This window comes from Marinoscillum sp. MHG1-6 (genome assembly GCF_024714475.1).
Classification (GTDB): Bacteria; Bacteroidota; Bacteroidia; order Cytophagales; family Cyclobacteriaceae; genus JAMZMI01.
This window is the reverse complement of sequence record NZ_JAMZMI010000003.1, coordinates 109,677-122,621: the sequence shown is the minus strand read 5'-3', so window position 1 is coordinate 122,621 and position 12,945 is coordinate 109,677. Positions and strand designations below refer to the sequence as shown.

The window sequence follows — 12,945 nt, the reverse complement described above, 5'->3', positions numbered from 1 at the left end:
GGATCGAATTCTTTATGGCATTGGCCCGCCTCCGCCACCTCCGCCAAGGAGGAAACTAGTATGAGGTGTTCCGGAGAAACATCTCGGAATTACCGGGAAGCCTTCAGTAATAACATAGAAGTAGTCATATGAATAGTTGCCGACTAGAACGGTGCTGCTATAGCCATTGCACTCATCAAGGTCACCCGAACCGGATACATATTCGTAATCATTGGTGTATTTACCATTGTATTCACCACATGGCTCGGTCACACCATCTCCTGTACGGTTGCCACTTTTAAGTTGATAACTAGAAGTCATTTTGACCAGCTCACCGTTTTGATTCGGCGCATATTTATAGAAGATAGGAAACCCGTCTGCTGCCCAGCCTATTTGCACTGCCTCAACAGGTGTTGTGCTGCCGGTTCCCAATCCACTCATGATTTCTTCAGCGTAAACAATCATATCTCCGTGATAGTGATAGGTTCCATCCGGTTGTACGTGCGCAGTTGCACAGTCCAGTCCGACATCCTGAGTGTTATTGGTAGGTTCCATAACCCAGTCCCAGTTGTATTCACCTGTTGAAGTATTTTCAAAAATGAATGGTTCTGCAGGAGCAGGGTCTATGGCCACACCATTCAGAGCTATCCCAAACTTGTATTTTGGTTGGTGGTTGTCGAAGGTGATGGAAGTAGGGCTATTGGCCAGCGACGGTGACAAGGTCATTGTAAATGTTTTGTTGTCGCTATTAAGGTTAGCTACGATATTAGGGATCTGGTTACGATACTCATGCCCGGGGATACCATTAGTATTCACAATTCGTGTGTTCACATCCGAGTAGGTTTCTTCGTAGGTATTTGAAACCTGAGAAGATTGATCGCATTGCCATAAGGCAGTCTCAGTGCTATTGTCATTGTCGCAGGTTTCAGATGATCCCTGCTGTTGTGAGCTTACGGTAACCACAAGACTTCCGGAAGCAGTGGCTTCACCATCAGTGGCCACAATGGTGATTGTTGATGAGCCTAATCCTACTTCAGTAATGGTTAGTGTTGATTGAGTGATGGAAACGGTCACTACACTTTCATTGCTGCTAGCAGCTTCGAAAAAGAGCTCGTCCTGATCTTCGTCAGAGAATGCAGAACTGAAGTCATATGTGGATGTCCCGAACCCTTCTGTAAGACTCTGGTTTTGTAATTGGCCTGATAACTCCGGAGATGCATTCACGTCATCAGTTTCTTCCGGTTCCAGACAGGAATAAAGTAAACTCATTGTAAGGGTGAAGAGGAACATGATTGATCGACGACACCTTCTTTGGTAATTGATTTTCATATTTATCAGATTTAATTACTTACAAGTTGATTTTGGTTTGCGGTCTTTGTTTTGAAAGCCGGAATGACCTGACGTCTTCGCCATCGCTTAGACTCACTACATTGGAGTAATCATGGAGAAGAGAAATCAAACAGTCATTGGTGATTGAAATGCTTTCAACTGCTCCTTCAAAGGCATTGGTTTTTCCCGTGAAGTGTATAAAATGGCTGTCGATAGAGTTTAATGTGACCTGGTAATTCAGGGGTTTTTCATTGATAGCCATATCAATGTGGTCGTAGATATAGGCGCTTAAGAACTCATTCCACGATTCGGTTTTTTCAGACCGAAATTCGGGGCATTCCGCATGCACTGCCTGTAACAGATCCACAACGTCAAATTGTAGCGACAGTTCATAAGTGTTCGGAGTTGGGCTAAGGTTGAGCCTCGACATTTTTAATCCATGAGAATTGGATTGGAGGTTAAGTGCAAATGCGATTAGAAGTAGTAATATTTTGATGAATTTCATGGCTTTTAATTAAAAGTGAACTTGCATGTTTAGTTTAATGAAAAGGGGTGTGCCAGGGGTGAAATGAATTTCCTCGGTAGAGTTGGTCTCATCAGCTAATCTTGAATCTGTGGCGAATTGAGTTTCATTCCACTTTTGGTTGAACAGATTATCAGCACTCAGGCCAATTCCCCAGTGTTTTTGATCATATCTTACTGATGCGCTGGTCAAAAAATATCCCTTTGCAATGATGCTGTTGTCCTCATTTGCCGGTCGATCGGCAATTTGTCTGTATCTCACACTTCCTGAAAATCCGCTTGTGTGTTTGGCAGATACGCCCCCGATACTGGTAAAGGTTGGTGCCAATGGAAGATGATTTGCATGTTCTGGTTGATCGAGAGCTCTGGGAGAAGCATAATTCATGTTTAAGTCAGCAAAAAGCCAGGAAAGCATCTGATAGTTAACTCCAAGGTCGACCCCTTGTCTTAACGTTCTGCCACTCGTCTCAACAATTCCCTCATCGCCCACATAGACGAATTCCTGTTCCATATAAAGTGACCAAAAGGCCGCATTGAAGTAAAGTCTATCCCATGCCTGAATCACTCCACCGAGATCATATCCAAAGGCGGCCGGAAGAATTTTAGAATTCTCCTGGTTTAGAATTACACGAGAGTCATTACTATGAAATCCCTTTCCTGCCTTTGCGTAGAGCTGCCACGAGGTAGAAGGACAATAAACAACATTTATTTTCGGACTAATGATACTTTTATTGGTGGCCTTGGAGCTTTTGTTTTCAGTCAGATAGTTGATCATTTCAAATTGAAAATGGTCTGCTCGTACCCCAAGATCCAGCAACCATGGTCCGTGCTCCATTTTGGCGTCAGCGTAGAGACCTACGTTGGATTCATTGATATCGGTCAGCGACAATTGTTCTAATGTCGTTGTCCTGTTCAGTGTATTAGAAAGTTCATTTCCTCTTACCTGATCGTTTCTCAGAGACAAGCCTCCTTCTAATTGCAGTTTGCTATTCCCGAGGCTAATGTACCTGTTGTATGAAGTATTGAAGCCCATGATGCTGCGGCTTTCCTTTTGTCGTATTTGGTCACCATTTTCCGGGTCATTTAGGAAAAAGGTAAAGTTTGAAAATAGTTCAAAGTCGTATTTACTGATGTAAAAACTTGATTGCGTGAAAGCGTTTTCGTTTAGAAGCGACCTTACATCCAATTTTAGGTTTGTTCTTGAGGTGGTTCCACCTTCAGTGTCGTCTATTGCTCCAAACCTGGATAGGAATCCACTTTGCACAGCACGCATTGGGATCTGGCCGGAAGCATTCCATTGACTACTAAAAGTGGAAGCCTGAAGCGTAAGGGTATTGTTTTGAATTTCGGTGATATATTTTCCAAATACATTGAGGCGATCAAGGTTTTGTGGGGACTCAAAAGGGCCATCAGAAAGCAGGTATTCCGTAGCGAGGTATGCATCTGTTTTTGGAGTGCCTTCAATCAGGTCGATCATTCCCACGGCACGACGTGTATTAAAGCTGCCGACATCTAATTTGATGGTACTTTCGTATAGCTGATCATATGATTGGAAGTCTACATATCCAGCTGTGGTGAAATTACCTGAAGAACTATAATAAGGGCCTTTGCCAAAGTCAATGTTTTTGATGGTCTCAGGAATAAGAAAATGAAGATCACTGTATCCCTGCCCATGGGCGTGTGAAACCATATTCACAGGCATTCCATCCGCCGATATTTGAATGTCGGTACCATGGTCGATGTCAAAGCCCCTGAGGAAAATTTGCTCCGCCTTTCCACCTCCGGCATGCTGTCCGATGAATAATCCCGGAACAGTTTGTAGTATATCTTGTGAAGACCCAACAGGGTTGAGTTCCACATTGATGGCTGATAAAGTATTGAGGGTTTTTAGGTTGGGGGTAATGATTATTTGGTCGAGTTCGAGCATCACTTCCGACATAGAAATTGTCAAAAAATCAGCATCTACAACGATTTGTTGATTTTTAAAACCAAGTGAGTAGAAGCTCAGGGTATCGCCAAAAGAAGTTCCTGGCAGCTTGAAGTGCCCTTTTGCCTCTGTATGGGTATGCTGCTGGCTCCGGTGATTTAATATGGTTACACCTTCCAGATACTCCTGGGTTTCCTCGTTGCTTACAGTCCCTTTAATAATGCCCTGGGACCACAGGGGAATGGTAGTAAGGAAAATACATGAGATGGAAAGAATCCTTTTCATTTTGACTTTTGCTCTTATTAAAAGAATGTCGGGAACACGTCCCGACATCATTAATCCAAAAGGAAAACTCACACATCCCGCCAAAGAGGCATGATTCAGCTAAACCGCATAGCCGTTCCTTTGCTACAAGTCCGTTGATAGAGATCATCTTCATCGTAGATGCAGGTAAAACGGGCATGTTGGAATAAACCCTACCCTGAGAAAAAAACTTTTTCAAATGGTGACCTATATTTGAAGTAGCAACCGCATTTACATTTGAATACCACCAGCGATCACCAGCAACCATCAGTATGTGAGGAGCGTGTTTTTGATGCCATACATCAGGAGCAGGCTGTCCCCTTGCGCAATTTTCTTTACTATAAGACGGGAGATTTGGAAAGGGCCTGTGATCTAGCACAGGAGGCCTTTGCCAGACTATGGGTTAATTGCGCCCAAGTCATTTTTGATAAGGCCAAATCCTTCCTTTTCACCACAGCGAATCGACTGTTTTTGGATGAGGTGGATCATGCTAAGGTTGTTTTGAAGTTTCAAAGGAGGAACGATTATCAAGAGGAGCAGATCCAGACGAACCCAGAATTTTTGTACAGGCAGGAGGAGTTTAAAGGCATATTGGAAGAGGCCATTTCCTCGCTTCCTGAAAAACAGCGAGTGGTTTTTTTGCTGAGCAGGATTGACAGGATGTCTTACACCGAGATTGCAGAACACCTCGATCTGAATATAAAAACAGTAGAAAAGCACGTGAGTAGCGCACTTAAAAGGCTACGGGATATGTTGGATGAGTTACAACATACGAAAATATAGGTAGGGTTTTTAAAGAACTGCCCGTTACAATAATAACAAGGCAGATATGGCAGCGTCAGAACAAGATATCGCAATCAATCAATGGCTGGAAGGCAAACTTCCAGATGAGGAGTTTTTGGCTATAGTTGGAAGTGAGACTTACCAAAAGTATCGTCAGATTGTCGCGGAAGTTGACAGTTGGACACCTTCAAATGAGGATTATATACCGGACTTGAAAGCCATTAAGGAAGCTTCCGGTAAAAAGGAAGCTAAAGAGGTAGCCATGTGGCAAAGAACGCGAATGCTGGTGGCTGCCACTGTTACACTTTTGTTGGTAGCCGTGATGGTGCTTTGGAATTTTGATGACAGGGTTGAAGTGTCTGCAGGGATGGGCAAGGTGGAAAAGATAACGTTGCCAGATGGAGCCTCGACGCTTTATTTGTCAGCAGGTTCCAGTGCATCCTGGAATGAGGTTGACTGGACACCTGATAAAAGGGAGCTAGAGCTGGACGGAAAGGGATATTTTGAGGTTGCAAAAGGGGGAACTTTTCTGGTAAATGGTGCCAATGCGAGTATTATGGTGCTGGGAACTAAATTTGAGTTTCAGGAGTATTTTGGAATTGCCGAGATCGTTTGTTTTGAAGGTAAGGTTCAGGCAATTTCAAAACTGGATACGACCATCCTGGTTGGGGGTGAGGCAAGACTGTTGGAGGAAGAAGGATGGGCATCCATCGAGATGCCTGAGCAAGGACAACCTACCTGGATTCAAGGCTTAAGTACTTTCAAAAACGCACCGCTAATAAAAGTGATCAGGACATTGGAACAGGAATACGATATTCAGATCAACTATGACGGTGTGAACATTAAGCGTCAGTTTACGGGATCATTTCCCAATGACGACCTGAAATTGGCTTTAAAAATTGTCTTTACCCCACTTCAAATAAGCTACAGTCAAGAAGGTAAAAAGCTCGTCTTATCCGAATGATCAAAATAACCGTTACGCCATTGAAAACATGCGGCTTGATGCTACTGCTGGTGCTGTGCCTTGTAAGTCTCAAGTCACATGCTCAATCAAATCAGGTCAGGCTTAATGTTTTGTTGAACTCTTTTGAAGAGCAGACAGGTATCAATCTTGCTTACGACCCGGATTTGATTAGTCATTTTTTCTTAGATGCAGATCAGGTGGGAGACACCTCAAATCTTAATCTGGAAACATTGCTTAAGGATTTCCCATTGCAATTAGACAGGGTAAGTGATGAGCATGTAATCATCAGCTCAAAAGAATCCTTGTTTTCCATACAATTGACAGATTCTCTCGACGGCAAGTCTATTGAGCGACAGTATGTAACTATTTTGAAAAATGACGAGGTTATTTCTGTTGGGGAAAGTGGTGAAAATGGAAACTACAGGTTCACTTACCAACCTCGAACAGGGGATAGTCTTTATGCTTTCGTAACAGGCTATGAATATTCACCTTTTAGCCTGGATGAACTGCTGTCCGCACGGACTCCTCGTATCAATCTCTCAAGAACTACCTACTTCCTTGATCATGTGGTGGTGGAAGACTACCTGACCCGGGGAATTGACCTGAATCCCGTCAACCAGTCTATCGGGATATCTGTCAAGGACCTACCATCTCTACCTGGTGAAACAGACGGAGATATTTTTGCCTCTCTGGGAGTCCTGCCAGGACTATCAACTCCGGATAATCGAGCGGGCAGTGTTTTTATCCGCGGAAGTTCACCTGATCAATCTTTGATACTCTATGATAATATACCTATCTATCATTCGGGCTACTACTTTGGAACCATTTCTCCATACAATCCCAAGGTAATAGATGAAGTAAGTATCTATCGAAATGGGATCCACCCGAGTATGGGAGATAGGGTTGGCGGTGCTATTGTTCTGAACACAAGCGAGAATCTGACTACAGAAACCAAAGGGGGGGTAGGGTTAAACTCCCTTTATGCACTTGGATATGTCAAAACACCAATACTCAATAAGAAGATCGGACTGGCTGTTGGAGCCAGAAGGTCTTATCCCTCATCTTTTACTTCTCCAAAGCTGAATGCCATCACCGATATGGTTTATGCGGCCTCCGCCGTTTCTACAGGTATTCAGGGGGTGCTTCCATACAAACAATCTGTATTTTACGAGGACTATAATGCGAAACTGGAAATTCCTGTTTCTAAAAAATCGAGGTTATCGATCTCCGGCATCCATGCAAGAAATGAAATGAGCTATTCCTTTGATCTGGATACCTTGAAGATCAATTCAGAAAGTGGATTTACAAACCAGGGTATTAATGCGCAGTATGATTGGGATTTATCCGGAAGGGTTCATTCCAGTTCCTCTATCACTTATTCAGATTATGAAGCCTATTTCGAAGAAGGAGATGAAATACAAGTGCAAAATCTGGCGGTCAATCACCTTTATGATCTTGATGTTAATCAGCGTTTTGAATGGAACCTGAATAGGCGTTGGAAGCATGAATGGGGAGGAGGCTATAGGCAGCAGGAAGTAAAATATAGAATAAGGACGCCCCTGAGAGGAGTTGATACTACCGCTAATCCAGGTGAACCATTAGAAGCATTTGAGATAATTAAGGCGAGAACGATTTCCTCCTATTTCAATACGATATGGAATGGTGTTGCAGGATTGACAGTGCAGCTGGGGCTAAGGGGATGTTATTATGATCAACTCAATAGTATAAATCTCATGCCCCGTGCTTCATTGAGTTACGATTTGTCTCCAAAATGGATGATTAAGGGGTCTTATGGTACATACGCTCAGTACTTGTCTCAGGTTCAGTATCTGGAATTTAGCAACGCCGGATTTGAAAACCGGCTTTGGTCCCTTGCTGATAAAGATGGTTTGAATATGATTGATGGTGACCAGTCAATGATGGGGTTTTTATTCAATAATGATCATGTCGTCTTTGATGTGGAGGCTTATAGAAAGAGAACTAATAATGTGAATTTCTCTACGACTAAAAGATATAACGAGAGAACAACTACTACGGCAGTGGATTATTTAGCTTATGGGATGGACATGTTCCTGAAGTTTAAAGCAGGAGAGTACAGCGATATTTGGATGGGATATACGTACAGTAGATTGCTCATGGCTTTTGATAGTGCTTCAAATAACCAGTATCCTTCAAAATATGATCAACCTAATAAGGTTTATGTTGGTGCATCCTATGCCAAGGGTAACTGGAGTATTTCCGGAGGTTGGAGAACAACTTCAGGACAATATGCTTATTCCGCAGAGGTGCGTCAGGCTGAGCAGGTTTTTCTGGATGCCAGAGCCTCTATGCCACCTCCTCCTCCGCCACCTCCTGGAAGTGGGCCTCCACCGCCACCACCGGAGAATCCCTTTAGAGGGCTGGATAAAAGGATAGATGCCGTTCACATGCTGGATATTTCTGCTTCTTATAAGTTGCCCAAGAAAGAGCGGAGACCCTTCAAGACGACCTTTGGGCTTTCTTTGCTCAATGTGTTTAACGTAGATAACCTTACGGATCAGGCTATTAGGTCCTCATTAGATGTGGGGGGTACAAGAGATATAGCTGTATTGGTGGATCGGAATGCGATCGGCTTTGCTCCGAACCTGATGATAACGATTGAGTGGTAGCTATTTTGGGAATTTTCTCTCCTTGATGGCCGCACCAAGCTGGTAGACAGCCAGTGCGTAAAGTGGGCTGTGGTTGTAGCGTGTGATGACGTAAAAGTTATTCATACAAAACCAGTATTCATTTTCGGCCTCATTTTCAAACTCAATCAGAGTGACCGTTTCGTCAATAGTAGACCCGTCCTCTGGTGCATACCCTAAAGCACCGTAATGACTGGTGGAATGTCTGGGCCTCGTGGATTGTTTGCTAAGGGTTTGGGCGTCCGCTGCTACCATTGCTTTTGTGGTAATTCTTCCCGATGGATCCCAACGATGCACTTTGAGGTAATTAGCCACACTGGCCATGGCATCATCTACATTGTTGATCAAATCAATACCACCCATGCCATCATAACTTTTAGCATAAGCAAGGTAGCTGGTAGGCATAAACTGGCAATAACCCATGGCCCCTGCATAAGAACCCTTAATGGTCAGCGGGTCCAGACCCTCATTTTTGCACAGCTCAAGAAACTTGGCCAGCTCCGCTTTAAAATAAGAAGATCGGGGAGGGTACCCGAATCCAAGGGTGTATAGCGCGTCCAGCACGCGGTAGGTGCCCTTTCTTGTTCCAAAAAACGTTTCAACGCCAATGATCCCCAGGATGATCTCTTCAGGAATTCCTGAGTTATTGCTAATGTTTTCAAGCTCAATGAGGTTCTCATTCCAGAACTTTACGCCGGCATTGATCCGGTCTTCAGTTAAAAAGATGCTTCTGTAGCGCTCCCAGGTAAGTGTCTTCTCAGCAGGACGCTCCATTTTCTCGATAATGGAATTTTGGAATTCTGCTTTGGAAAGAATTTCTTCAACTTCAGCTAATGGGATTCGCTCCTGGAAGGCATAATTTCGGGCAAAATCATCCACATCTGCTTGCCTAACCTGGCCATAGGCCAATACCGTGCAGAGTATTATATACAATATTAAACCCAGTCTTTTCCCGCTTCTTCCTCTCATGTCCTTTTCTTTTTGACCTAAGCCATCAACATTGATGCCACATCAACTGCAAAAATGGCTTTTTAGGTTCGCTAATCCAATAATTGAGGTAATGTTCTGTGCTTCTACCAAAGCATCCTGAATGGGCCTAGCGGCTTCATAGGTTCTGGTAGGTCAGTTTCTTCCAACATCTGTCGGATATCAATTTCAATCGATCTGGCCATGGAGGTAATAGGAACGTCATTGTAAAGTCCTTCAAAAGGGTTTTCGCTGTACTCTCCAATCATTTCCATAGTCCAAAAAACCATAGAGCAGAGGATTGAAAAAGGAATACTTAACCAGATCATGGTGCCATCTGCAAAACCATTGAAGATGCTGAGCATACCAAAGGGTAACAAGAACAGGAAGGTGCAGACAAAAAAGAAATTGGCGGTGGCATATTGCCTGGGAAAAGGGAAGTTCTTGATCCTTTCGGACTGTCCCTGAAGCTCATAGAGTCTACTAATCTTACTAACAATCTCCATATGACGGAAATCGTCAACCAAGCCCTGAAACTTTAATTGCTTAATGTCTGCTGACTGTAGGCTGAGCAGGTGAGAGGCTTTATTCCCTTTTTGTTTAATGTATTTTAAGTCGGCCTCTGATAGAAATTTTGCTAATTCATCAAACTGAGTTTCACTATAGTTCAGGCCTAAATAGGTTCTGAAACGGGAATTCCTTTTATCGTCATGTTCCCATTCCTGTAGTTTTCTTAACTGAAAGGTCAGGGCGTACATCCATGCGATATGGCGGTGAACAAGCCTTTTGGTAATGGTGAAAAGTGTTTCCTCAGGTTGAGGCTCTTTAGCATATTCGTTGGTCACAAAATCCCTGAACATGATGGTGATCGAGCGAGATTCGTTCACTATGCCACCCCAAATTTTTCTGGCTTCCCAAAGCCTTTCGTAGGAAGAGTTGTTTTTAAAACCCAGATAAAAGGCCACCGCAATACCTATCAGGGAAAGCGGTTGCCAGGGTATAGGGATCCAGGAATGATCAGTAAAGTAGTATAAAATAACGGGGATGGAATCCAGTACAAGGAATATGAAGAGATACTTTCTCTGCCAATTAATGAGTTGCCATAGGGTATATCTTTTTCCAGCTTGCATGATTAAAGATGCAAACAGAATCTCGCTTGTACAAATCCCCGAATTTTAGATTCCTTTTTCAAAGGAAAGACTAATCGTCTCTTTCAGTGTGGTTTCTGAGCTGCCTCCCACCATAATATCAAATTCTCCGGCTTCTACGACCCATTTTCCTTGATTGTTGTAATAACCCAGGTCCTTTTCAGTGAGTGTAAAAGAGATTTTTTGGGAGGCACCTGTTTCAAGCATTACCTTTTGAAAGCCTTTTAGTTCTTTAAGAGGTCTTACGAGGGTAGCAACCTTGTCTCGAATGTAAAGTTGCGCAACCTCTTCACCTGCCAGGGATCCTGTGTTTGTAACTGTGACTTCAACGGACACTTCCTGCTCACTCACCTTATCTACTTTCAAATCACCGTAGCTGAAAGTAGTATAACTCAATCCATATCCAAATGGGTAGAGGGGAGAGTTTTTTTCATCCGTATAGTGAGACCAGAAAACATCTTCATTTGGGCCCGGTCTACCGGTATTCATGTTGTTATAGTAGATGGGGATCTGGCCTACGCTTCTCGGGAAAGTCATTGGCAGTTTTCCCGAAGGATTATACTTTCCAAAGACCACATCTGCGATTGCATGTCCCGTCTGGCTACCTCCAAACCACGTTTCTAAGATGGCTGGTGCCTTTTCAGCTATCTCATTGATGATCATTGGACGTCCATTCATTAGAATCACCGCAACGTTTGGATTGACCTTGATGATTTCATTGAATAGCTCCATTTGCACACCTTTCAGGCTAATATCTGTCTGGCTTCTGCCTTCACCGGACTGATGACAATTTTCTCCTATGGCCAACAATACCAGATCAGCTTTTTTTGCTGTTGCGATAGCTTTTGCAAATCCGCTTTTGTCGTTATTGATGAATTCCAACTCCGTGAAAAATGTACCGGCCGAGGTGGTGAGGTCACAACCTTTGGCATAGCTGATATCGATCTGATCTCCAACGGCCGCCTTAACTCCTTCAAGTAGCGATACAGCAGATCCTTTAATGGCTTTGGCTCTCCAGTTACCCAGTGGGGTGTCTTTGTCATCAGCCAATGGGCCAATCACTGCAATGCTTTTAATGTCTGACTTGATGGGCAACAGGCTTCCTTCGTTTTTCAATAGCACCATGGACTCTCTGGCTACTTTTCTGGCCGCCTCATGGTTTTCCGGAGCATTGATGATGCTTTTTTCCCTTGTGCTATCTGAGTAACGATAAGGATCTTCAAACAGTCCAAGTCTATATTTGGCCCTTAGTACGCGTTTTACGGCATCGTCAATGAGTTTTTCATCCACTTTCCCATCCTCTACGAGTTGCTTTAGATGAGCTATATAGGCGTTGCCCTCCATATCCATGTCAGAACCGGCATTAATCGCCAATTCTGCAGCTCGTTTAAGGTCTTCAGCCGCCCCGTGAGCAACCATTTCGCCGATGCTGTTCCAGTCAGAGACAATGAAGCCATCGAAGTCCCACTTATCCTTAAGGAGATCTCTTTGGATGTAGGTGTTTGCTGTAGCTGGGAGACCCTGGATGGTGTTAAAAGCATTCATAAAAGTGAGCGCCCCCGCTTCAGCTGCCGCTTTAAAGGGAGGTAGTACTACATTATGAAGGGTCTTATCATTAATAGTAGTGATGTTGTAATCACGACCGGCCTCTACAAAGGCATAACCGGCAAAATGTTTGGCGCAAGCCGCAATAGTAAGGTCATTATTAAGGTCGTCGCCCTGAAACCCTTCAACTCTCGCAACAGACAAAACAGTTGCCAAATAAGGATCCTCACCAGCGCCCTCCATTACTCGTCCCCAACGTGGGTCACGACCTACGTCCATCATTGGAGCGAAAGTCCAGTGAAGACCTGCCGCCGCTGACTCTTTAGCTGCAATGCTTGCGGATAACTTAAGTAGCTCTGGATTCCATGAGGCAGCTTCACCAAGAGGTACGGGGAACATGGTCTGATAACCGTGGATCACATCATAGCCAAAGATCAAAGGAATTCCTAATCTGCTATTTTCTACAACCAGTTTTTGTGCTTTTAGTGTGGCTGCTGCTCCGGTTACGTTCAGCATGGAGCCTACTTTTCCGGTCTTGAGATGCTCCAGATAGTATTGGGCTGAACCTGTAGCTGGTGCGGGACCTGTCATTTCCCATTGGCTCGTGATCTGATGTAGCTGCCCAATTTTTTCTTCAAGGGTCATTTTGGAGAGCAGATTAGAAATAAACTGCTCTTCGTCAGTCTCCTTTATGGCGGAGGCGCAAGAAAACCCTAGAATAGCTAATACAATGACCGTCAGAAAAGATTGTCTCATAATTGGTGTTTTACGTTGTACAATTCCGGAACATGTAGGTTGGGGTATCCCGGATAA

The 12,945-nt window shown here is 43.8% G+C and carries 9 protein-coding genes; 3 read left to right on the top strand and 6 right to left on the bottom strand.

Annotated elements, in window-relative coordinates; genetic code table 11:
• Positions 1 to 12: 12 nt before the first annotated feature.
• From NXR94_RS08000 to NXR94_RS07990, 3 genes are read right to left on the bottom strand one after another with little or no spacing between them, the layout of a single operon-like run.
• Complete coding sequence (locus NXR94_RS08000) at positions 13 to 1,308, bottom strand: YHYH protein (protein ID WP_258104095.1); 1,296 nt, start codon at positions 1,306 to 1,308, stop codon at positions 13 to 15.
• Between the two features lie 19 nt (positions 1,309 to 1,327).
• Entirely contained in the window at positions 1,328 to 1,813 is a 486-nt protein-coding gene (locus tag NXR94_RS07995) for a DUF6702 family protein (RefSeq protein WP_258104094.1), read from the bottom strand.
• Positions 1,814 to 1,822: 9 nt separating this feature from the next.
• Positions 1,823 to 4,042 carry a TonB-dependent receptor gene (locus NXR94_RS07990; RefSeq protein ID WP_258104093.1) on the bottom strand — a complete coding sequence of 740 codons (2,220 nt, stop codon included), beginning with the start codon at positions 4,040 to 4,042 and terminating at the stop codon, positions 1,823 to 1,825.
• A gap of 255 nt (positions 4,043 to 4,297) precedes the next feature.
• On the opposite strand from NXR94_RS07990, the gene NXR94_RS07985 reads away from it, so the two are divergent.
• The 3 genes from NXR94_RS07985 to NXR94_RS07975 are packed head-to-tail and all read left to right on the top strand — an operon-like array spanning position 4,298 to position 8,455.
• Positions 4,298 to 4,843: an RNA polymerase sigma factor gene (locus NXR94_RS07985; protein ID WP_258104092.1), complete on the top strand. Its 546-nt coding sequence runs from the start codon at positions 4,298 to 4,300 to the stop codon at positions 4,841 to 4,843.
• 46 nt (positions 4,844 to 4,889) lie between these two features.
• Positions 4,890 to 5,807 carry a FecR family protein gene (locus NXR94_RS07980; RefSeq protein WP_258104091.1) on the top strand — a complete coding sequence of 306 codons (918 nt, stop codon included), beginning with the start codon at positions 4,890 to 4,892 and terminating at the stop codon, positions 5,805 to 5,807.
• The gene (locus NXR94_RS07975; RefSeq protein WP_258104090.1) at positions 5,804 to 8,455 is read left to right on the top strand and encodes a TonB-dependent siderophore receptor; all 2,652 of its coding nucleotides are present in this window, start codon (positions 5,804 to 5,806) and stop codon (positions 8,453 to 8,455) included. Before NXR94_RS07980 ends, NXR94_RS07975 begins: the two co-directional genes overlap by 4 nt.
• Here the strand turns inward: NXR94_RS07975 and mltB are convergent, their stop codons facing one another.
• The 3 genes from mltB to bglX all read right to left on the bottom strand — a co-directional run bounded on the left by mltB (position 8,456) and on the right by bglX (position 12,888).
• The gene (gene mltB / locus NXR94_RS07970; protein WP_258104089.1) at positions 8,456 to 9,442 is read right to left on the bottom strand and encodes a lytic murein transglycosylase B; all 987 of its coding nucleotides are present in this window, start codon (positions 9,440 to 9,442) and stop codon (positions 8,456 to 8,458) included.
• 104 nt (positions 9,443 to 9,546) lie between these two features.
• Positions 9,547 to 10,569 (bottom strand): bestrophin family protein, encoded by a 1,023-nt coding sequence (locus tag NXR94_RS07965; protein WP_258104088.1) that lies wholly within the window; start codon positions 10,567 to 10,569, stop codon positions 9,547 to 9,549.
• Between the two features lie 45 nt (positions 10,570 to 10,614).
• Complete coding sequence (gene bglX / locus NXR94_RS07960; RefSeq protein ID WP_258104087.1) at positions 10,615 to 12,888, bottom strand: beta-glucosidase BglX; 2,274 nt, start codon at positions 12,886 to 12,888, stop codon at positions 10,615 to 10,617.
• Positions 12,889 to 12,945 lie beyond the last annotated feature (57 nt).